Source organism: Streptomyces sp. UC4497 (genome assembly GCF_054871485.1).
This window is the reverse complement of record NZ_JBTYHB010000006.1, coordinates 210,730-231,729: the sequence shown is the minus strand read 5'-3', so window position 1 is coordinate 231,729 and position 21,000 is coordinate 210,730. Positions and strand designations below refer to the sequence as shown.

Annotated in this window: 19 protein-coding genes; 9 read left to right on the top strand and 10 right to left on the bottom strand. The window is 69.8% G+C overall.

Annotated features, from left to right (window positions below; genetic code table 11):
- Positions 1 to 16 precede the first annotated feature (16 nt).
- Entirely contained in the window at positions 17 to 952 is a 936-nt protein-coding gene (locus tag ACYSUO_RS11460; RefSeq protein ID WP_461775952.1) for a bifunctional helix-turn-helix transcriptional regulator/GNAT family N-acetyltransferase, read from the bottom strand.
- 346 nt (positions 953 to 1,298) lie between these two features.
- On the opposite strand from ACYSUO_RS11460, the gene ACYSUO_RS11455 reads away from it, so the two are divergent.
- Entirely contained in the window at positions 1,299 to 2,726 is a 1,428-nt protein-coding gene (locus ACYSUO_RS11455; protein ID WP_461775951.1) for an alkaline phosphatase family protein, read from the top strand.
- A gap of 15 nt (positions 2,727 to 2,741) precedes the next feature.
- Here ACYSUO_RS11455 and ACYSUO_RS11450 read toward each other — a convergent pair whose 3' ends face one another.
- Positions 2,742 to 3,629, bottom strand: a complete 888-nt coding sequence (locus ACYSUO_RS11450; protein ID WP_461775950.1) for an SDR family NAD(P)-dependent oxidoreductase — start codon at positions 3,627 to 3,629, stop codon at positions 2,742 to 2,744.
- Positions 3,630 to 3,752: 123 nt separating this feature from the next.
- On the opposite strand from ACYSUO_RS11450, the gene ACYSUO_RS11445 reads away from it, so the two are divergent.
- Complete coding sequence (locus ACYSUO_RS11445; RefSeq protein ID WP_461775949.1) at positions 3,753 to 4,208, top strand: MarR family winged helix-turn-helix transcriptional regulator; 456 nt, start codon at positions 3,753 to 3,755, stop codon at positions 4,206 to 4,208.
- A 55-nt stretch (positions 4,209 to 4,263) separates the two neighbouring features.
- On the opposite strand, the gene ACYSUO_RS11440 is transcribed toward ACYSUO_RS11445, so the two are convergent.
- The gene (locus ACYSUO_RS11440; protein WP_461775948.1) at positions 4,264 to 4,908 is read right to left on the bottom strand and encodes a TetR/AcrR family transcriptional regulator; all 645 of its coding nucleotides are present in this window, start codon (positions 4,906 to 4,908) and stop codon (positions 4,264 to 4,266) included.
- Positions 4,909 to 5,039: 131 nt separating this feature from the next.
- On the opposite strand from ACYSUO_RS11440, the gene ACYSUO_RS11435 reads away from it, so the two are divergent.
- Positions 5,040 to 5,348, top strand: coding sequence for an HGxxPAAW family protein (locus ACYSUO_RS11435; protein WP_461775947.1), 309 nt, complete (start codon positions 5,040 to 5,042; stop codon positions 5,346 to 5,348).
- A 3-nt stretch (positions 5,349 to 5,351) separates the two neighbouring features.
- Here the strand turns inward: ACYSUO_RS11435 and ACYSUO_RS11430 are convergent, their stop codons facing one another.
- Positions 5,352 to 6,398, bottom strand: a complete 1,047-nt coding sequence (locus ACYSUO_RS11430; RefSeq protein WP_461775946.1) for a LacI family DNA-binding transcriptional regulator — start codon at positions 6,396 to 6,398, stop codon at positions 5,352 to 5,354.
- Positions 6,399 to 6,604: 206 nt separating this feature from the next.
- Here ACYSUO_RS11430 and ACYSUO_RS11425 point away from each other — a divergent pair, with 206 nt between their 5' ends.
- From ACYSUO_RS11425 to ACYSUO_RS11415, 3 genes are read left to right on the top strand one after another with little or no spacing between them, the layout of a single operon-like run.
- Positions 6,605 to 7,762, top strand: a complete 1,158-nt coding sequence (locus ACYSUO_RS11425; RefSeq protein ID WP_461775945.1) for a Gfo/Idh/MocA family protein — start codon at positions 6,605 to 6,607, stop codon at positions 7,760 to 7,762.
- A complete protein-coding gene (locus ACYSUO_RS11420; RefSeq protein WP_461775944.1) occupies positions 7,759 to 8,913 on the top strand; it encodes a dihydrodipicolinate synthase family protein in 1,155 nt (384 codons plus the stop codon). The genes ACYSUO_RS11425 and ACYSUO_RS11420 overlap by 4 nt, the downstream gene beginning before the upstream one ends.
- Positions 8,910 to 9,755 (top strand): sugar phosphate isomerase/epimerase family protein, encoded by an 846-nt coding sequence (locus ACYSUO_RS11415; protein WP_461775943.1) that lies wholly within the window; start codon positions 8,910 to 8,912, stop codon positions 9,753 to 9,755. Before ACYSUO_RS11420 ends, ACYSUO_RS11415 begins: the two co-directional genes overlap by 4 nt.
- Before the next feature lie 200 nt (positions 9,756 to 9,955).
- Here ACYSUO_RS11415 and rbsD read toward each other — a convergent pair whose 3' ends face one another.
- From rbsD to ACYSUO_RS11390, 5 genes are read right to left on the bottom strand one after another with little or no spacing between them, the layout of a single operon-like run.
- Positions 9,956 to 10,345, bottom strand: coding sequence for a D-ribose pyranase (gene rbsD / locus ACYSUO_RS11410; RefSeq protein ID WP_266719393.1), 390 nt, complete (start codon positions 10,343 to 10,345; stop codon positions 9,956 to 9,958).
- Entirely contained in the window at positions 10,342 to 11,241 is a 900-nt protein-coding gene (gene rbsK / locus ACYSUO_RS11405) for a ribokinase (RefSeq protein WP_461775942.1), read from the bottom strand. The genes rbsD and rbsK overlap by 4 nt, the downstream gene beginning before the upstream one ends.
- Before the next feature lie 58 nt (positions 11,242 to 11,299).
- A complete protein-coding gene (locus ACYSUO_RS11400) occupies positions 11,300 to 13,246 on the bottom strand; it encodes an ABC transporter permease/substrate-binding protein (RefSeq protein ID WP_461775941.1) in 1,947 nt (648 codons plus the stop codon).
- Complete coding sequence (locus ACYSUO_RS11395; protein WP_461775940.1) at positions 13,236 to 14,780, bottom strand: sugar ABC transporter ATP-binding protein; 1,545 nt, start codon at positions 14,778 to 14,780, stop codon at positions 13,236 to 13,238. Before ACYSUO_RS11395 ends, ACYSUO_RS11400 begins: the two co-directional genes overlap by 11 nt.
- Positions 14,777 to 15,832, bottom strand: a complete 1,056-nt coding sequence (locus ACYSUO_RS11390) for a LacI family DNA-binding transcriptional regulator (RefSeq protein ID WP_461775939.1) — start codon at positions 15,830 to 15,832, stop codon at positions 14,777 to 14,779. Before ACYSUO_RS11390 ends, ACYSUO_RS11395 begins: the two co-directional genes overlap by 4 nt.
- Before the next feature lie 273 nt (positions 15,833 to 16,105).
- Here ACYSUO_RS11390 and ACYSUO_RS11385 point away from each other — a divergent pair, with 273 nt between their 5' ends.
- Positions 16,106 to 16,684 (top strand): hypothetical protein, encoded by a 579-nt coding sequence (locus ACYSUO_RS11385; protein ID WP_461775938.1) that lies wholly within the window; start codon positions 16,106 to 16,108, stop codon positions 16,682 to 16,684.
- 10 nt (positions 16,685 to 16,694) lie between these two features.
- On the opposite strand, the gene ACYSUO_RS11380 is transcribed toward ACYSUO_RS11385, so the two are convergent.
- The gene (locus ACYSUO_RS11380; protein ID WP_461775937.1) at positions 16,695 to 16,904 is read right to left on the bottom strand and encodes a DUF4287 domain-containing protein; all 210 of its coding nucleotides are present in this window, start codon (positions 16,902 to 16,904) and stop codon (positions 16,695 to 16,697) included.
- Positions 16,905 to 17,068: 164 nt separating this feature from the next.
- Here ACYSUO_RS11380 and recD2 point away from each other — a divergent pair, with 164 nt between their 5' ends.
- Positions 17,069 to 19,330 (top strand): SF1B family DNA helicase RecD2, encoded by a 2,262-nt coding sequence (recD2, locus tag ACYSUO_RS11375; protein WP_461775936.1) that lies wholly within the window; start codon positions 17,069 to 17,071, stop codon positions 19,328 to 19,330.
- A gap of 184 nt (positions 19,331 to 19,514) precedes the next feature.
- Positions 19,515 to 20,825 (top strand): citrate synthase, encoded by a 1,311-nt coding sequence (locus ACYSUO_RS11370; RefSeq protein ID WP_426903520.1) that lies wholly within the window; start codon positions 19,515 to 19,517, stop codon positions 20,823 to 20,825.
- The last annotated feature ends 175 nt before the right edge of the window (positions 20,826 to 21,000 follow it).

The following is a 21,000-nucleotide window of genomic DNA, read 5'->3' as shown; positions in this document are numbered from 1 at the left end:
GGGCGGACCCTACCCGTCAGTCCGCCGTCCTATGGAGGGTCATTTTCCAGTCCTGGCCGATCAGATCCGCGCCGAACGAGCGGTGCGGCTTCTCGCCGACGAGTACGAACCCGTGCCGCTGGTAGATCGAACGCGCCGACTTCAGCACGTCGTTCGTCCACAGCGTCATCTCCCGGTACCCGACACCCCGCGCGAAGTCGACGCAGGCCCGCACCAGCCGGTCCCCGATGCCGAGCCCCCGCGCCTCCGGCTCGACCAGCAGCAGCCGGAGCCGCGCGGTGCCCGGAGCCTCGTCGCGTACGCACATCACGCAGCCCACCGGACGGCCGTCCAGCTCGGCGATCCACACCCGCTCCAGGTGCGGGTCGTGGTCCTCTGCGAAGTCGGCGACGATGCGCGCGACCAGGCCCTCGTAGTCCGCGTTCCAGCCGAATTCGGCTGCGTACAGCGCCCCGTTGCGTGCGACGATCCACCCCAGGTCGCCGGGGCCGGGCTCGCGCAGCAGTACGTTCTCGGGGTGCGGGGCGGCGCGGCCGTCGCCGAGGATCTCGCGGACGGTGCGCAGCGCCTCGGACAGGCGGTCGCGGTCGGTGGCGGGGACGGAGTCGAGGAGCGCCCCGACGGTTTCCCGCGAGCGCTCGTCGAGCAGTTCGGCGGTGGTGCGGCCGCGCCCGGTGAGGGTGATGCGGCGCCGCCGCGAGTCCTTCTCCGACGAGCCGCGCTCGACGAGCCCGTCCCGCTCGAACTTGCCCAGGATGCGGCTCAAGTACCCGGCGTCCAGGCTCAGTCGGACGCGCAGGTCGGCCGCGTCGACCTTCTCCGTGTGCGCCAGCTCGTACAGCACGCGGGACTCGGTGAGGGTGTACGGGGCGTACAGGTGGCGGCTGTAGTCGAGCGCGCCGATCACGTTCGTGTAGAAGCGGTTGAAGGACCGGATGTCCTGCACGGTCATGGGCCACCTCGCGGGTCAGATTGTTGACTCAGTCAGAGGTTCGGGGTGGTGCCCACAGTACGCCGGGAGTGCGGACGCGTCCACGCGGCGGACGCCGGAGCGGTCGTGGAAGCGGCCGTGGAAGTGGCCGTGAAAGCGACCGTCCGGTCAAGTGCATGCATACGGCAGGTATGGCGGTTCAAGGGCGTCCCATGGGTTGGGAAAGCGCTCTCCGCACGTTGTTCCCGAGTTCATCGTGGGCCTCCTCCGCGCCACATCCGGCGCGCCGCACAGTGATCCAACGGCCCGTCGCACGCGGGCCGTTGGCATGCCCGGACCTTCCGGCATCTCACACCAGGGGACACTCATGGCCGAACTCACCCGACGTAGACTCCTCGGCTCCGCGGCCGGCGCGGTCGGTGGCGCCGCCGCGCTCTCGCTCCTGCCGCCCAGCGTCCAGAAGGCGGTGGCGGCGGGCCCGCCACGCAAGGGCTCGCTCCGGGACATCGAGCACGTCGTGATGCTCATGCAGGAGAACCGCTCGTTCGACCACTACTTCGGCACGCTCAAGGGCGTACGCGGCTTCAACGACCCCGAGGCGCAGAAGCTGAGCACCGGCCGCTCGGTCTTCTATCAGCCCGACGCGGAGAACCCGAAGGGCTACCTGCTCCCGTTCCACCTGGACACGCACACCTCCAGCGCCCAGGCCATCCCGTCCACGAGCCACGCCTGGTCGGTCCAGCACGAGGCGTGGAACAACGGGAAGATGGACCAGTGGCTCCCGGCCCACCGCAAGGCCGACGGCGTCAACGGCCCGTACGTGATGGGCTATTACACGCGCAAGGACATCCCCTTCCAATTCGCCCTCGCGGAGACCTTCACCATCTGCGACAACTACTTCTGCTCCGTCTTCGGCCCGACGTGGCCCAACCGCCTCTACTGGATGACGGGTTCGATCGACCCGTCCGGCACGAAGGGCGGGCCTGTCCTCAACAACACGGCTCCGCAGCCCTACCGTTGGACGACATACGCGGAGCGCCTCCAGGCGGCGGGCGTCAGCTGGAAGGTGTACCAGCAGGACGACGACTACGGCTGCAACATGCTGGAGCAGTTCGCTTCGTTCAAGAACGCGGCGCCGGGCAGCGACCTCTACGAACGCGGCATGCGCCCCCAGCCCGAGGGCACCTTCGAGGACGACGCCCGCAACGACCGCCTCCCGGCGGTCAGCTGGATCATGCCGACGTCGTACGAGTCCGAGCACCCGGACTATCTGCCGGCGGCGGGAGCCGACTTCGTGGCCCGCAAAATAGAGGCGATAGCGTCGAACCCGAAGGTGTGGGCGAAGACCGCTTTCATCCTCAACTACGACGAGAACGACGGCCTGTTCGACCACGTGACCCCGCCGACGCCTCCGGCGGGCACCGCGGGCGAATTCATCCAGGGTCTCCCCATCGGCGGCGGCTTCCGCGTCCCGGCGATCATCGTCTCGCCCTGGACGGTGGGCGGCTGGGTGGCCTCGGAGTCCTTCGACCACACGTCGGCGCTCCAGTTCCTGGAGAAGTTCACGGGCGTCGCGGAACCCAACATCACCGACTGGCGCCGCGACACCTTCGGCGACCTGACCTCGGCGTTCCGCTTCTCGCACGCCAAGCCGCGCCCGCCGAAGCTCCCGGCCGACACGGCGCAGCAGTGGGAGCGGGCGAAGCAGGAGGTGGCCACGCTCCCGAAGCCGACGCTGCCGGGGGAGGACCAGTCGTTCCCGGAGCAGGAGCGCGGACGCAGGCCGCACGTGTAGCCCCGTCCTGTGTGCTCACGGCCGCGGCCCGCGAAAATCCCGCACGAGCGCGGCCGTGGCCTCCCACAGGGCACGCTGTGCACCCTCAGCACGCCCGCTCTCAGGACACTGCAACGGCTCGGCGGTCCTGGCGGCGAAATAGCCACCGACGCTGTCGGCGAACCCGGGGCTGGGGTCGGTTGCGAGCCTCACGATGATGTCGGCCCCGTGCTGAGGATCACCGATGCTCAACCGGTTGAGAACCTTCTCCAGCACGCCGGACAGGGGGAGTTCACGTCCCAGGCCGGTGGCGTTGAAGCCGGGGCAGCAACAGGTGACGGAGACCCCCGCGCCTTCAAGCCTGCGCCCGAGTTCCTGGGTGAACATGATGTCCATCAGCTTGGACCGACCGTACAACGGGCCCGACCCGCGACGCGTGAAGGGCGCGGTGTCGATGAGGTCCTTGACCGGATCGACCAGGTCGAGCGGGCCGGCCCGGAGCGAGGCCCGGGAGGCGACGGTGACGATCCGGGCGGGCGCCGACGCGATGAGCCTGTCGCACAGGATGTCGGTGAGCAACCAGGGCGCGAGGTAGTTCACGGCGGTCATCTCGGCGTACCCCTCGGAGGTGACCCGCTGGGAAAAGGCGTGCAGCCCCGCGTTGTTGATCAGCACGTCGATCCGCGCATATCGCGCGGCGATCTCCTCACCGACCCGGCGCACGTCGCCGAGCAGGGACAGATCAGCGAGAAAGACATCGACCGGGGCCCCCGGCGCGACCCGCTCGACCTCCTCCCGCAACGCATCGGCCTTCGCCCGGCTCCGGGCGACGACGCCGAGGCGGACACCGCGCCGGGCCAGATCGAGAGCGGCAAGCCGCCCCATGCCGTTGGTGGCACCAGTCATGACGACGACGGGCCGCACATCCATGGGGACTCCCTCTCGCTTAATCTTGAGGTACCTCACCAACCTAACACTTCTTGAGGTACCTCAAGAGTCGAGCCGGGAAGCCCCCGGCCGAACCCCGAACCCCGAAGGACGGATGCCATGCCCGTGAACGGTCGCGAACCGGATCCCGTGGAAATCGGTCTGCGATACCTGACACTCGGGCACCACCTGCGCAAAGTGGTCGACGACGCGATGACGGCCGGCGGCCTCTCCCTGGCCCGCACGAAGGTCCTCCAGGTCCTCGAACGCCACGGCGCCCTCGGCCAGTCGGCCCTGGCCCGCGAACTAGGCCAGGCCCCCCGCTCGGTCACCCAGTCCGTCGAGGCACTGGAACGCGAGGGCCTGATCGAACGAACCCCGGCCCCCACCGACGCCCGCTCCAAACTGGTCCGCCTCACCCCCCAGGGCACCGAGGCCCTCACCGCGGGCACGGCGGCGGGGGAGCGGGTGCTGCGGCGGGTCTTCGGCGCGATGACCCCCGACCAGCTGACGAACCTGACCCACGCTTTGGATGCGCTTCAGGTGGGGGTGTCGGGTGCCGCGGAAGATCTCTAGCCCGTCCTCCGGGAGGGGCGTTCGCTGTACGTGGATGTCCGCCGCACGACGGACGTCAGGGTCGGTCGCCCGGCCACGCCGCCAAGGCGAACTCGGCGACCTGTGTGAGCTCGTCCGCGTTCGCGCCGTCCCGGGCGCGTTGGGACAGGCCCTGGACCACGGCGGCGAAGTACGAGGCGAGTGCCGTCGTGTCGGTTTCCGGGGGGAGTTCTCCCGCTGAGCGGGCCTGGCGCAGGCGGGCCTCGAATGAAGTGACCCCCGCGTTGCGGACGTCGCGCAGGAACGCCGCGATCTCCGCGTCCTGCTCTGTCACGTTCGTCGCGGCGCTGATGGCCAGGCAGCCCGCCGGGTGCGAGGGGTCCGCGTACGTGCGGGCCGCCTCGCGCAGGATGCGGGCGAACGCCCCGTACGCCGTCGGCTCCTCGGCAAGCGCCACGCCGACGAAGGCGCCGACCGGCGATCGCCCGTAGACCTCGACGGCCTCCCTGAACAGCGACTTCTTGTCGCCGAACGCCGCGTACAGGCTGGCCGGGCGGATGCCCATCGCCCCGGTCAGCTCGCCCACCGAGGTCGCCTCGTAGCCCCGCTCCCAGAACAGCCGCACGGCCACCGCCAGCGCCGCGTCCCGGTCGAACGTGCGCGGTCGCCCGCGGGGGCGGGTCTGTCCCTCGGTTGTTCCGCCAGTCGTGCCGCCAGTCATGGCGTCACTGTATCCCGGGCTCCCGAATATCTTGAGTGGTCGCTCAAGAACAGTGTTAGGGTCCTCGCGGCTCGTTGCTCTTGAGTCATCGCTCAATAAATGATGGTGATCACGGACTGGGGGTACGGCACATGGTGGTGACGGACGAAGGGCACACCCTCGCCGGCTGGGCCGGCTGCGCGCTCGCCGCGGTCGGGGCCGCGACCGCGGGCCTGGGAATCATCGGCTGGCGACCGGGCCTCTGGCTCGGCCCCGCGGTGCTGGCCCTGGCCGCACTCCTCGCCTGGGCCCTGCACCTCACGGGCTGGGGGAAGCCGCCGGGGCCGCGACCGGCAGGCCAACACCCCGTCGGCGTACGGGACATGGCCGCCCGCGAAGGCCATGCGGACTGCGTCGGGTGCCGGCTGGCGGGACGCGATCCCCGTGCCGCCGCCCGATAGGCGCTACGCCCGCGGCTTCCCCGTCGACCCCCGCACCACCAACTCCCCCCGCACCTCCACGATCCGCCCCTTGGGCGCCGCCTCCCGGCCCATCGCGATCCGGCCCGCCCGCGCCGCCGCCTCGGCCAGTGGGAGGTGGAACGTCGTCAGTGGCGGGGCCGCGTCGATGCTGAAGGGGAGGTCGTCGAAGCCGACCACCGAGACGTCCTCCGGGATGCGCAGGTCCGCCTCCCGCAGGGCCGCGCACGCGCCGAGCGCCACGCTGTCGTTCGCCGCCACCACTGCCGTCAACTCCGGCTCCCTGCGAAGCAGTTCGGCCGTTGCCTCGTAGCCCGACGTACGGTCGTACGAGCCGTGCGCCACAAGGCCGTCCGACTCGATCACCCCGGCCGCGGCCAGCGCCTCGCGGTGGCCCTCCAGGCGGTGACGCGTCGTCGTGCGCTCCTCGGGGCCCGCGACGTAGCCGATCCGTCGGTGCCCGAGGGCCAGCAGGTGATCCGTCAACTCCCTAGCCCCGGAACGGTTGTCGAAGGTGAGCGCCACCGCATCCGTGTCCGGCACCGGCGGGCGGCCGCAGAGCACGACCCGCGTCCCGGCCTCCGCGAGCCGCCGCAACTTGGCCGCCACGGCCGCGACATGGGCCTCGTTCTCGATCGCCCCACCCGTGAGCACGACCGCCGCCGCGCGCTGGCGCTGCAACAGGGTGAGGTAGGTCAGCTCGCGCTCCGGCTCGCCGCCCGTGTTGCAGACCACCGCGAGCCGCTCGCCGCCCGCCCGGCCACCGGGCCCGACGATCTCCGACTGCACCGCGGACGCCATGATCCCGAAGAACGGGTCCGCGATGTCGTTGACCAGGACCCCGACCAGGTCGGAGGTGGCGGCGGCGAGGGCGCTCGCCGGCCCGTTGAGCACGTAGTCCAGGTCGTCCACGGCCTTGAGCACCCGCTCGCGCGTGCTCGCGGCGACGGGGTAGTTCCCGTTCAGGACGCGCGAGACGGTGGCGGGGGACACCTGCGCGCGGGCGGCCACATCCGACAGGGTCACGGTCATCGAGTCTTCCTCCGTGAAGGGTCCCGGGTCCGCGGCGAAGCTCCCGAGACCCCGGTCTCGTATCCGCTCTTGTCCGAGCGGCAGTCCAGAGGCTAGCTTCTTCTTAGGTAGAAAGCGCTTGCTACGAAAGATTCTGCAGGCGCCACCTCGCGTATGCAGCAATACGCGGGGCACGAATGGCCGGTCGGCCGGAGGAAGGAACTCACGTGACACGCAAGACGGTGCGCATCGCCATGAACGGTGTGACGGGGCGCATGGGCTACCGCCAGCACCTCGTCCGCTCCATCCTCGCCCTCCGCGAGCAGGGCGGACTCGACCTCGGCGACGGCACGGTGCTGTGGCCCGAGCCGGTTCTCGTGGGCCGCCGCGAGCACGCCCTGAAGGCGCTCGCCGAGAAGCACGACCTCGACCCGGCCAATATCTCCACCGACATCGACGCCGTCCTCGCGGACGACAGTGTCGACATCTTCTTCGACGCCGCGATGACCTCGGGGCGCGAGGAGGTGCTCAAGAAGGCGATCGCTGCCGGCAAGCACATCTACACCGAGAAGCCGACCGCCACAGGACTTGAGGGCGCCATCGAGCTGGCCCGCCTGGCGCGCGAGGCGGGCATCAAGTCCGGTGTCGTGCAGGACAAGCTGTTCCTGCCGGGTCTGCTCAAGCTGAAGCGGCTCATCGACGGTGGCTTCTTCGGCCGGATCCTCTCCGTGCGCGGCGAGTTCGGGTACTGGGTCTTCGAAGGTGACTGGCAGGAGGCCCAGCGGCCGTCCTGGAACTACCGCTCGGAGGACGGCGGCGGCATCGTCGTCGACATGTTCCCGCACTGGGAGTACGTGCTGCACGAGCTGTTCGGCCGCGTGACCTCCGTGAACGCGCTGGCCCAGACCCACATCCCCACCCGCTGGGACGAGAACGGCAAGCCCTACGACGCCACCGCCGACGACTCCGCGTACGGCATCTTCCAGATCGAGGGCGGCATCGTCGCGCAGATCAACTCCTCGTGGGACGTGCGCGTCAATCGTGACGAGCTGGTCGAGTTCCAGGTGGACGGTACGGAAGGGTCGGCTGTCGCCGGTCTTCGCAACTGCCGAGTCCAGCACCGCAGTTCGACCCCGAAGCCCGTCTGGAACCCGGACCTCCCCGCCACCTACTCCTTCCGCGACCAGTGGCAGGAAGTGCCGGACAACACCGAGTTCGACAACGGCTTCAAGGTGCAGTGGGAGCTGTTCCTCCAGCACGTCTACGCCGGCGCCGACTACCACTGGGACCTGCTCGCCGGTGCGCGCGGCGTGCAGATGGCCGAGCTGGGCCTGAAGTCGTCCGCCGAGGGCCGCCGCCTCGACGTTCCGGAGATCTCGCTGTGACCATCCATCTCCCCAACGCTGCCGGTGAGTTGAAGGCCTACGAGCCGCGCGCCGAACCCCTCACCTTCGACACGGGCGCCCCGCTCGCGTCCCGCGTCGTCTACTCGGCCGCGCACGTCGTCGCCGACCCGCTCGCCGACACCACCCCGGACTCCCCGGCCGCCGTCGACTGGGACGCCACCCTCGCCTTCCGCCGCCACCTGTGGTCGCACGGCCTCGGCGTCGCGGAGGCCATGGACACCGCGCAGCGCGGCATGGGCCTGGACTGGGCGGGCGCCGCCGAGCTGATCCGCCGCTCGTCGGCCGAGGCCAAGTCGGTCGGCGGGCGCATCGCGGTCGGCGTCGGCACCGACCAGGTCGCGCCCGGCGCTTCCCTCAAGGACGTGCGCGCCGCGTACGAGGAGCAGCTCGCGGTCGCCGAGGAGGCGGGCGCCCAGGTCATCTTGATGGCCTCCCGCGCGCTCGCCGCCGCCGCGAACAGCCCGCAGGACTACGTCGACCTGTACGGCCACCTGCTCCGCCAGGCCACCGAACCCGTCATCCTGCACTGGCTCGGCCCGATGTTCGACCCGGCGCTCGAGGGCTACTGGGGCTCGCCCGACCTGGACGCCGCCACCGACACCTTCGTCGAGATCATCAAGGCGCACTCCGACAAGGTCGACGGCATCAAGGTCTCGCTGCTCGAAGCCCAGCGCGAGGTCGACATCCGCCGCCGCCTCCCGAACGGCGTGCGCTGCTACACCGGCGACGACTTCAACTACCCGGAACTGATCGCCGGCGACGACCGCGGCTTCTCGCACGCGCTGCTCGGCATCTTCGACCCGCTGGGCCCGCTCGCCGCGAAGGCGGTGCGCACCCTCGACACGGGCGACGTCCAGGGATTCCGTGAACTCCTCGACCCGACCGTCGAGTTGTCGCGCCACCTGTTCCAGGCGCCGACCCGCTTCTACAAGACCGGCGTCGTCTTCCTCGCCTGGCTCTCCGGCCACCAGGACCACTTCACGATGGTCGGCGGCCTCCAGTCCGCCCGTTCGCTGCCGCACTTCGCGCGCGCCTACGCACTCGCCGACCAGCTGGGCCTGTTCCCGAAGCCGGAGTTCGCCGAGGCCCGGATGAAGAACCTGCTCGCCCTGTACGGAGTGACCTCATGAGCGCCGAGAAGTTCACCGCGGACCCCCGCTTCTCCATCAACCAGATGACCGTCAAGCAGCTCGGGCTTCCCGAACTGGTCGACGCATGCCGGGAGTTGGGCGTCCAGAATCTCGGTACGTGGCGTGCGCCCGTCCAGGAGTACGGCGTCGAGGCCGCCGCGAAGCTGCTGCGCGACGCCGGGCTCAACGTCACCACGCACTGCCGGGGCGGCTTCCTCACCGGCATCGACGAGACTGAGCGCAAGGCCGCGATCGAGGACAACAAGCGCGCCGTCGACGAGGCCGTCACCCTCGGCACGAACGTCCTGGTGCTCGTCTCGGGCGGCCTCCCGGCCGGTTCGTACGACCTGCCGGGCGCCCGGGAACGTATCGCGGACGCGCTCGTCGAGCTCGCCCCGTACGCCGCCGAGCGTGGCGTTCGGCTCGCGATCGAGCCGCTGCACCCGATGTACGCGTCCGACCGCTGTGTCGTCTCGACGCTGACGCAGGCCCTGGACATCGCCGAACGCTTCCCGGCGGAGCAGGTCGGCGTCTGCGTGGACACGTACCACATCTGGTGGGACGACCAGGCGCCCGCGCAGATCGCGCGGGCCGGGGAGCAGGGACGTATCGCGACGTTCCAACTCGCCGACTGGACCACGCCGTTGCCCGAGGGTGTCCTCAACGGGCGCGGGCAGATCGGCGACGGCTCCATCGACATGCGGTACTGGCGTGGTCTCGTCGAGGCGCAGGGGTACGCGGGGCCCATCGAGGTCGAGCTGTTCAACGACGGTCTGTGGGCCCGCGACGGGCGCGAGGTGCTGGCGGAGACGGCTCAGCGGTTCACGGCACACGCCGTGTAATTCGCGGCGCACGCCCTGTAAAAGTTTTCTCCGCAACCACGTACAACCCTCTGCACGGCCCGAGTGTCGTACTGGGTGTCGGAACACCCAGGGGGGCGATCTGGGGGGATCGGGGTTCCGGCGCAGGAGGGGGAGAGCCCGAGGGGCCCGGTCCGCGGACCGGGCCCCTCGCAGGGTTTTCGGGGTGGTGCAGGCCTAGCTCAGAAGAAGACTCCGCAGCGCAGCAGCACGTTCGCGTACGGACGCGCCTCTCCCGTGCGTACGACGAGACGCGCGTGCGCCGACAGTGCCTTCAGCTCCTCGTGCGTGACGAAACCGAGGGGCTCCAGGCGGTCCTGGAGGAGCTCGGCGGTGTCCGGGTTCGCCTCCCGCACCTCGCGGGCCGCCGTGGCCGCCTCCACCACCAGCTCGTCGAGCAGCCCGTCGAGGACCTCCGCGAAGGACGGCACACCGGCACGGAACGCGAGGTCGACGACGCGCGGACCCGCCGGGATCGGCATGCCCGCGTCGCAGATCAGCACCCCGTCGCCGTGCCCCAACTCCGCGATGGCGCCCGCCAGATGGCGGTTGAGTATTCCCGCCTTCTTCACAGTGACGCGACCTCCTCGGACGTCGGGTACGAGGCCTGTGCGCCCTCCTTCGTGACGGCCGCCGCGCCGACCTTCGCCGCGTAGGCGGCGGCGTCGGCGAGGGACTCGCCGGTGCCGAGGCGCCATGCGAGCGCCGCCGTGAACGCGTCACCGGCGCCGGTCGTGTCGACGGCCTTCACCTTCACCGCCGCGACCCGCTCCGAACCGGCCGCGTCCGCGACGAGCGCACCCTCGGAGCCGAGGGTGACGACGACCGAGCGCGGGCCGAGCGACAGCAGCTGCCGCGCCCAGTCCTCGGGGTCGTCGCCGAGGTCCTCACCGGCGATGACCTTCGCCTCGTGCTCGTTGACGATCAGCGGGTCGCAGGCCGCGAGCACCTCGTCGGGGAGCGGGGCGGGCGGCGAGGGGTTGAGGACGAGGCGGGCGCCGTCCGCCAGGTTGCGGACCACCTCCGCGACCGTCTCCAGCGGGATCTCCAGCATCATCGAGACGACCCGCGCCCCCGCGAACAGCTCGCCCGCCGACCGTACGTCCTCGGGCGTGAGCCGCCCGTTCGCGCCCGGCGACACCACGATCGAGTTGTCGCCGGACGGGTCCACGGTGATCAGCGCGACCCCGGTGGGCGCCCCGCCGACCAGCACGCCGGACGTGTCCACGCCCGCCGCCTCCATCGAGTCGCGCAGCAGCCTGCCGTGCCCGTCGTCGCCGACCCGCGCGAGCAGCGCCGTACGAGCGCCCAACTTGGCGGCGGCGACCGCCTGGTTGGCGCCCTTGCCGCCGGGGTGGGTCGTCAGGTCCGAGCCGAGAACGGTCTCGCCCGCGCCCGGCCGCCGGTCGACGCCCACCACCAGGTCGGCGTTGGCCGACCCCACGACGAGGAGGTCGTACGTGTTCATGTTGTGCCTTTCTTCGTACGTCACGCCAAAGGGTACGAGAGCCGCCTTACGGAGCTGATCACTTGAAGTCGGCGACGTTCTTCGCCGTGACGACCTTCACCGGCACCTTCACCGCCGAGGAGATCTTCTTGTCCTTCGCCGCGGCGATCGCGTTCTGCACGGCCATCTTTCCGAGCTCGCGCGGCTGCTGGGCCACGGAGGCGTACAGCGTGCCCGCCTTGACCGCCTTGAAGCCGTCGGGCGTGCCGTCGAAGCCGATGACGGGGACGGACTTGCCGGCCTTCGAACCGAGCGCCTTGATCGCGCCGAGCGCCATCTCGTCGTTCTCGGCGAAGACGCCGTCGACGTCGGGGTGCGACTGGAGCATGTTCGTCATGACGTCCAGGCCCTTGGTGCGGTCGAAGTCCGCGGGCTGCTTGGCGACGACCTTGATGCCCGGGTAGTTCTTCAGCCCGGCGGCGAAGCCCGCGCCGCGCTCACGGCTGGCCGAGGTACCGGCCTGGCCCTGGAGGACCGCGATCTTCCCCTTGCCGCCCAGCTTGTCGGCCATGATCTTCGCGGCCTGCTTGCCGCCCGCGACGTTGTCGGAGGCGACGAGGGTCGCGGCCTTCGCCTTGTTGACGCCGCGGTCGGCGGCGACGACGGGGATGTCGGCCTTGTTGGCGGTGCGCACGGACGGTCCGACGGCGTCGGAGTCGACCGGGTTCACGATGACGGCGCTGAGCCCCTCGCTCGTGAAGTTCTGCAGCTGGTTGGCCTGCTGCGAGGCGTCGTTCTGCGCATCCGTGACAGTCAGCTCGACGCCCTGCTTCTTCGCCTCGGCCTGCGCGCCCGCCCGCATCTCCGTGAAGAACGGGTTGTTGAGCGTTGACACCGCCATGCCGAGCTTGAGGTCCTTCTTGCCGCCGGAGGAACCGGTGTTGTTCCACACCGCGAGGCCGCCGACGATCGCGATCGCGACCACGGCCGCGAGCACGTACTGCATCCGCTGCCGGGGCCCACCGGTGCCCACACCCGCGGAGGCCGGCTGCGCACCGGCCTTGCGGCGCGCCGTGTCGAGGAGCACCGCGAGGGCGATCACGACACCGATGACGACCTGCTGCCAGAAGGCGGACACCGAAAGGAGGTTGAGGCCGTTGCGGAGCACGGCGAGGATCAGCGCGCCGATGAACGTGCCCGACGCCTTGCCCGTACCACCGGCCAGCGAGGCGCCGCCGATGACGACGGCGGCGATGGCGTCCAGTTCGTAGCCGTTCGCTGCCTGCGGCTGCGCGGAGGCGAGACGGGAGGCGAGCACGATGCCGGCGACGGCCGCGAACAGGCCGGACAGGCCGTAGATGACGAGCTTCTGCCGCTTCACGCGCAGACCGGAGAGGCGCGCCGCCTCCTCGTTGCCGCCGATCGCGTACATGGACCGGCCGATGAACGTACGGGCGAGGACGACCGCCGTGATGAGCCCCATCACGATCATCACGATGACCGGCACGGGCAGCCAGCCGCCGAGCGTGTCACCGAGCTTGGAGACCGAGTCGGGGAACGGGATCGGCGAACCCTGCGAGATCACCAGGGACAGACCGCGCCCGACCGACAGCATCGCCAGCGTCGCGATGAACGGCGGGAGCTTGCCGTACGAGATGAGCAGGCCGTTGACGAAACCGCAGGCGACACCCGTGACGACGGCGAGCAGCACGGCTATCACCACCGGCACGCCCTCGCTCGTCGCCGCCCACGCGAGGACGGTCGCCGACAGCGCGGCCACGGAGCCGACCGACAGGTCGATGCCCGCCGAGACGATGACGAAGGTGACACCGAACGCGAGGATCGCGGTGACGGCCGCCTGCACGCCGACGTTCAGCAGGTTCTGCGTGGTCAGGAAGTCGCCGGACATCAGCGACATGGCGATGACCAGGACGACGAGCGCGGTCAGCGCGCCGTTGTCGAGGAGCAGCCGCAGCAGGCTCCCGTTGTTCTTGGCCTGTGGCTTGTTCAGTGTCTCAGTGGTCACGGGAGCCCTCCTCTTCGAAGGCGTTGTGCTGCTGGTTGTCGGTGTTCTGGTTGCTGACGGCGAGGGCCATCACGGAGTCCTGCGTGGCGTCCTCGGCGGCGAGTTCACCGGCGATGCGTCCCTGCGCCATCACAAGGACCCGGTCGCTCATGCCGAGCACTTCGGGAAGATCGCTGGAGATCATGAGCACGGCGTGCCCTGCGGCGGTCAGCTCGTTGATGAGCTGGTAGATCTCGACCTTCGCGCCGACGTCGATGCCGCGCGTCGGCTCGTCGAGGATCAGCACCTTGATGTCCGCGAGCAGCCACTTGCCGATGACGACCTTCTGCTGGTTGCCGCCGGACAGCGTGCGCACGTGCTGGTGGAGGCCCGCCATCCGGACGCCCAGTTGCTTCGCGATCCGCTCGGCGGCCGTGTGCTGCCCCTGCCGGTCGACGAAACCGGCGCGGGTCGCGGAGCGCATCGTCACGAGCCCCAGGTTCTCCTCCACCGACTGGTCGAGGACGAGCCCCTGCCCCTTGCGGTCCTCGGGGACGAGCCCGACCCCGGCGGCCATCGCGGCGATGACGTCGTGCCGGGGGAGCGCGCTGCCCGCGACCTCGACGGAGCCGGAGTCGTACGGGTCGGCGCCGAAGACGGCCCGTACGACCTCGGTGCGTCCCGCGCCCACGAGCCCCGCGATGCCGACGACCTCGCCGGCCCGCACCTCGAAGCCGACGTCGTGGAAGACGCCGTCCCGGGTCAGGCCCTCGACCTTCAGCAACGCGCTCCCGGTGTCCGGGCGTTCGCGCGGGTACTGCTGGTCGATGGAGCGGCCCACCATGAGGCGGACGAGCTCGTCCTCGGGCGTGGACGCCGGGACCTGCCCGACGCTCCGCCCGTCCCGGATCACGGTCACCCGGTCGCCGAGCGCGGCGATCTCCTCCAGGTGGTGGGTGATGAAGACGACGCCGACGCCGTCCTCGCGCAGCTGCCGGACGATCGCGAAGAGCTTCTCGACCTCTTCGGAGGTGAGCACGGCGGTCGGCTCGTCCATGATGAGCACGCGCGCGTTCAGGCTGAGCGCCTTCGCGATCTCCACCATCTGGAGCCGGGCGATGCCCAGTTCGCGCACCCGCGCGCGTGGCGACACATTCACGCCCACGCGCGCGAGGAGCTCCTCGGCGTCCGCCTCCATCCTCTTCCGGTCGATGAGACCGAAGCGGCGCGGCTGGCGCCCCAGGAAGATGTTCTCGGCGACGGTCAGATCAGGAACGAGATTGAACTCCTGATAGATCGTCGCGATGCCGAGCCGTTCGGCGTCCTGCGCACCATGGATGCGGACCTGCTCGCCACCGACGGTGATACGGCCCTCGTCGGGCGTGTAGGCACCGGAGAGCATCTTGATCAGCGTGCTCTTTCCGGCCCCGTTCTCACCGAGCAGTACGTGCACCTCCCCGCGGCGCAGGTCGAAGTCGACGCTGTCGAGCGCGACCACGCCGGGGAAGGTCTTCCGTATCCCTTCGATACGCAGCAACTCTTCGGAGCTGCTCATCCGTTGCTCCTCTCCATTGAGGTGGGCGTGTGGGGGGCTTGGGGCGGGTGGGGGGTTTCGCCGATCTCGCCGCAGGAGCGTCGTACGACGAGGTGGGCGGGGAGGATGACCGACTCGGGCACCCGCCCCTCGATGCGGTCGACCAGGGCGCGCACGGCGGCCCGGCCGAGGTCCTTGGTGGGCTGGGCGATCGCCGTGATGGGCGGATCGGTGTGCACGAACCACGGGATGTCGTCGAACGCGGCGACCGCGATGTCGTCGGGTACGCGCATCCCGCGCGCGCGGATGGCGTCGAGCGCGCCGAGCGCCATGAGGTTGTCCGCCGCGAAGACGACCTGGGGCGGCTCGGGCAGATCGAGGAACGCCTCGGTCACCCGGCGCCCGCTGTCCGCCTGGAAGTCGCCCTGCCCGATGTAGGCGTCCGGCAGCTCGATCTCGTACGAGGCGAGGGCCTCCCGGAACGCGTCGACGCGCTCGCTGCCGGTCGTGGTGGCGGCCGGGCCCGCGATGATCGCGAGGCGGCGGTGGCCGAGCCGGTGCAGGTGGGCGACGAGGTCCCGGACGGCGGCGCGTCCGTCGGAGCGCACCACGGGCACGTCGACGCCGGGGATCCAGCGGTCGACGAAGACCATGGGCGTGCCCGCGCGGGCCGCGTCGAGCATCAGCGGTGAGGCGCCGTCGGTGGGGGAGACGAGCAGGCCGTCGATGCGCCGGTCGAGCAGGGTGCGTACGTGGTGGTCCTGGAGCTCCGGCCGTTCGTCGGCGTTGCCGATGATCACGCTGTAGCCGAGCCCGCGGGCCTCGTCCTCGACGGAGCGGGCCAGTTCGCCGAAGTACGGGTTCAGCACGTCGCTGATGACGAGGCCGAGCGTGCGGGTCTGCGCGGTGCGCAGCGAACGGGCCACCGCGTTGGGCCGGTAGCCGAGCGACTCCACGGCGGCGAGTACGCGGGCGCGGGCGTCCGGGCTGACGGACGGGTGACTGTTCAGAACCCGGGAAACCGTGGCGACGGAAACGCCGGCCGCGGCCGCCACATCCTTGATACTCGCCATCGCCGGCCACCTCCTTGTGGCTACGTGGAATCGATTACATCGATCTGCATGAGGGATTGGAATCGATTACATGAGGTGGGGGCAAGGGGGTGGGAGTGGTCGTGACGGGATCGTGATGGGGCTATCAAGCCCCGCCGGCGTTTGAGGCGCGGGGGTCTGGGGCGGAGCCCCGGGGCGCAACGCCGTCGCCGGACGGGATTGTCGGTGGCGCGTGCGAAGGTGGAACTCATTGCGAAGCAATGAGTCATGGATGACGGAGACGGAGCAACGGACGTGAACCACGCGCAGCTCACCGCACTAGGCCGCGCCCTCCGCGTGCTCGGCGAGCACGGCGAGAAGCTCACCGGCGACACCCCGGACGACGTGCTGCACGAGGTCCGCGGCGACCTGACCCGCGCCCTCGACCAGCTCGACGACGCCGTGTCCGGCGAGAAGCCCACGACCCGCTGCAAGGAGCACCCCTACGGCCCGGTCGAGGAGTCCGCCCCCGACCTGTGCCTGTTCTGCGAGACCCGCCGCCGCAAGGCCCGCCGCTCCCAGATCTCGGGCGCCCCCGGCCCGGCGGCGCGCTCCGCCGAGGAGGGCCCCGTGCTCTCCCGCTACGGCACCCGCGAGGACCGCCCCCAGCCCCAGCAGCGCTGGATCCCGGAGATGTGGAACGGGCAGGTGTGGCAGCTCTGCGGCACCCCCCGCCACGACCGCCGCGAGGCGGACCTCTACCTGGCGGCCCAGCGCCGCCGCCCGGACGCGGCGATGGCGTACCGCCTGGTCCACGAGTTCACGGACTACGAGGTCGTCCGCGTGTGGGGCACGCCGATGCGCGTGGATCCGGAGCCGATGGGCGGGGTGTGAGGGTCGGGGCCTACGCCCCGCGGCCCTCGGCCAGCGTGTGGGCCACGAGGGCGTTGGCGTGCCCGTGGCCCAGACCGTGCTCCGCCTTGAGCCAGTTCACCAGCTCCATGTGCTTGGTGAGCGGCGAGGAGCGGATGAGGTCCTGCCAGTGGGCGACCGGCTCGCCGTACTTCTTCTCGATGGCGGGGAAGTAGCCGGCGGGTCCCTTGGTGGCGGGCATGGCGCGCTCCTGTCTGCGGGGTGCCGAGGATGTCGTCGATAAGACGTGGCCACGGCCCGGAAGTCATCGCGGCCCTGAAGTGATCCAGATCACTCGCTCCGCGGGTGGGTCCGGGGCCGGGTGACCCCTCCCGCGTTGTCACACCCTCCCGCTACCGTCGGATCATGGCGATGCAGCAGGCGGCTGCCGGAGCGCGGCCGATGGCGCGGCTCGAGGGAGTCCTCGAGCGGATCACGTACGCCAACGAGGAGACCGGGTACACGGTCGGCCGGGTCGACACCGGCAGGGGCGCCGGGGACCTGCTGACCGTCGTCGGCTCGCTGCTCGGGGCGCAGGTGGGCGAGTCGCTGCGGATGGAGGGCCGTTGGGGCTCCCACCCGCAGTACGGCAAGCAGTTCACGGTCGAGAACTACACGACGCTGTTGCCCGCCACCATCCAGGGCATCCGCCGCTATCTCGGATCCGGCCTGGTCAAGGGCATCGGACCCGTCTTCGCCGACCGCATCACGCAGCACTTCGGGCTCGACACCCTCGACATCATCGAGCAGGAGCCGAAGCGGCTGATCGAGGTGCCGGGGCTCGGCCCCAAGCGGACGAAGAAGATTGCCGACGCGTGGGAGGAACAGAAGGCCATCAAGGAAGTGATGGTCTTCCTGCAGAGCGTCGGTGTCTCCACCTCCATCGCCGTGCGCATCTACAAGAAGTTCGGCGACGCCTCGATCTCCGTCGTGAAGAACCAGCCGTACCGCCTCGCCTCCGACGTCTGGGGCATCGGATTCCTCACGGCCGACCGCATCGCCCAGTCCGTCGGCATTCCGCACGACAGCCCGGAGCGGGTCAAGGCCGGTCTCCAGTACGCCCTTTCGCAATCCACCGACCAGGGGCACTGCTTCCTGCCCGAGCAGCGGCTCATCGCCGACGCCGTGAAGCTGCTCCAGGTCGACACCGGCCTCGTCATCGAGTGTCTCGCCGAACTGGCCCTGCCCGACGAGGATTCCGGCGAGCCCGGCGTGGTACGCGAGACGGTGCCGGGCGAGGACGGGGAGCCGGTCACCGCGATCTACCTGGTCCCCTTCCACCGGGCCGAACTCTCGCTCTCCGCCCAGCTGCTCAGACTGCTGCGCACGGAGGACGACCGTATGCCCGCCTTCCAGGACGTCGCGTGGGACAAGGCGCTCGCGTGGCTCGCCGACCGCACGGGGGCACAGCTCGCTCCCGAGCAGGAGGAGGCGGTCAAGCTCGCGCTCAGCAAGAAGGTGGCCGTGCTCACCGGCGGCCCCGGCTGCGGAAAGTCCTTCACCGTACGGTCGATCGTGGAGCTGGCCCGGGCCAAGCGCGCCAAGGTCGTGCTCGCCGCGCCCACGGGGCGCGCTGCCAAGCGGCTCGCCGAGCTGACCGGGGCCGAGGCGTCCACTGTTCACCGGCTGCTCGAATTGAAGCCGGGCGGGGACGCCGCGTACGACAAGGAGCGGCCGCTGGACGCCGACCTTGTGGTGGTGGACGAGGCGTCCATGTTGGATCTGCTGCTCGCCAACAAGCTCGTGAAAGCCGTGCCGCCCGGGGCGCATCTTCTTTTTGTGGGGGATGTGGATCAGTTGCCGAGTGTGGGGGCCGGTGAGGTGCTGCGCGACATGCTGGCGGAGAAAAGTCCTGTGCCCGCTGTGCGGCTAACGCGGATCTTCCGGCAGGCTCAGGAGTCCGGCGTCGTCACCAATGCGCACCGGATCAACTCCGGGCAGCATCCTGTCACTTCGGGGCTCAAGGACTTCTTCCTGTTCGTGGAGGACGACACCGAGGAGGCCGGGCGGCTCACCGTCGACGTCGCCGCCCGCCGGATCCCCGCCAAGTTCGGCCTCGACCCGCGGCGCGACGTCCAGGTGCTCGCGCCCATGCACCGCGGCCCCGCCGGCGCCGGGAATCTCAACGGGCTGCTCCAGCAGGCGATCACGCCGGGGCGGCCCGAGCTTCCCGAGAAGCGGTTCGGTGGGCGCGTGTTCCGGGTGGGGGACAAGGTCACCCAGATCCGCAACAACTACGAGAAGGGGGCGAACGGCGTCTTCAACGGCACGGTCGGCGTCGTCACCTCCCTCGATGTCGAGGAACAGAAACTCACCGTCCGCACCGATGAGGACGAGGAGGTCCCCTATGACTTCGACGAGCTGGACGAGCTGGCGCATGCCTACGCTGTGACCATCCACCGCTCCCAGGGCAGCGAGTATCCGTGCGTGGTGATCCCCGTCACGACGGGGGCCTGGATGATGCTCCAGCGCAACCTGCTCTATACGGCGGTCACCCGCGCCAAGAAGCTCGTCGTTCTGGTCGGTTCGCGCAGAGCGATCGGCCAGGCGGTGCGTACGATTTCGGCCGGTAGGCGGTGTACCGCCCTGAATTTCCGGCTGGCAGGTGCCGTTGCTCAAAAGATTTGATCGATCAAGTGAGTCACGAAGGTCACAAGCACTTCCGGAACCAGGGCGAAGGGGGCAGGATGAGCAAGTTGACGGCACTGAGTGCCGTCAGTGAGCCCAATGGGCGACCCCGAGTGCACTCTGCTGGGCCAAGTGGGGGAAGGTAGAGACAGTCAGGGCACCTCGAAGAAGAGGCACTACGTCGGTGAGGGATGACGTGAGCGAGCAGAACGAGAAGGCTGTAGTACTCCAGTACGGCGACGACGAGTACACCTACCCGGTGATCGACAGCACCGTGGGCGACCAGGGCTTCGACATCGGGAAGCTGCGGGCCCAGACGGGCCTGGTGACCCTCGACAGCGGATATGGCAACACAGCCGCCTATAAATCCGCGATCACCTATCTCGACGGTGAGCAGGGCATCCTGCGTTACCGCGGCTACCCGATCGAGCAGCTGGCCGAGAACTCGACGTTCACCGAGGTCGCCTACCTGCTGATCAACGGCGAGCTCCCGACGGTCGACGAGCTCTCCACCTTCAAGAACGAGATCACCGGGCACACGCTCCTGCACGAGGACGTGAAGCGGTTCTTCGACGGCTTCCCGCGGGACGCCCACCCGATGGCCATGCTGTCCTCCGTGGTCTCCGCGCTGTCCACCTTCTACCAGGACAGCCACAACCCCTTCGACGAGCAGCAGCGTCACCTCTCGACGATCCGCCTGCTGGCGAAGCTGCCGACGATCGCGGCGTACGCCTACAAGAAGTCGATCGGCCACCCGTTCGTCTACCCGCGCAACGACCTCGGCTACGTCGAGAACTTCCTGCGCATGACGTTCTCCGTGCCGGCCCAGGAGTACGTGCCGGACCCGGTCGTCGTCTCCGCGCTGGACAAGCTGCTCATCCTGCACGCGGACCACGAGCAGAACTGCTCGACGTCCACGGTGCGCCTGGTGGGCTCGTCGCAGGCCAACATGTTCGCGTCGATCTCCGCCGGTATCTCCGCGCTGTGGGGTCCGCTGCACGGTGGCGCCAACCAGTCGGTCCTGGAGATGCTCGAGGGCATCCAGGCCGCCGGCGGCGACGTCGACGAGTTCATCCGCAAGGTGAAGAACAAGGAAGACGGCGTGAAGCTCATGGGCTTCGGGCACCGCGTCTACAAGAACTTCGACCCGCGGGCGAAGATCATCAAGGCGGCGGCGCACGATGTCCTCTCGGCGCTCGGCAAGTCCGACGAGCTGCTCGACATCGCGCTGAAGCTGGAGGAGCACGCGCTGGCCGACGAGTACTTCGTCGAGCGCAAGCTCTACCCGAACGTCGACTTCTACACCGGCCTGATCTACCGGGCCATGGGCTTCCCGACCGAGATGTTCACGGTCCTCTTCGCCCTCGGTCGCCTTCCGGGCTGGATCGCCCAGTGGCACGAGATGATCAAGGAGCCGGGGTCGCGCATCGGCCGCCCGCGCCAGATCTACACGGGCGTCGTCGAGCGCGACTTCATCCCGGTCGAGCAGCGCTAGTCGATCTTCCCGTAGCGGCGGTTCGGCCCATTAAGCCCCTGCGGCGATTGAGCAGCGGGGTCCGGGGCAGAGCCCCGCAACCGTGACCACTCCAACCGAAACGTTGGGTAGGTGCCGGTCACCCGCACCACCTGGTTAATCGCGGCAAGCAGAAAGCGCCCCGCTGTCGGTCCCC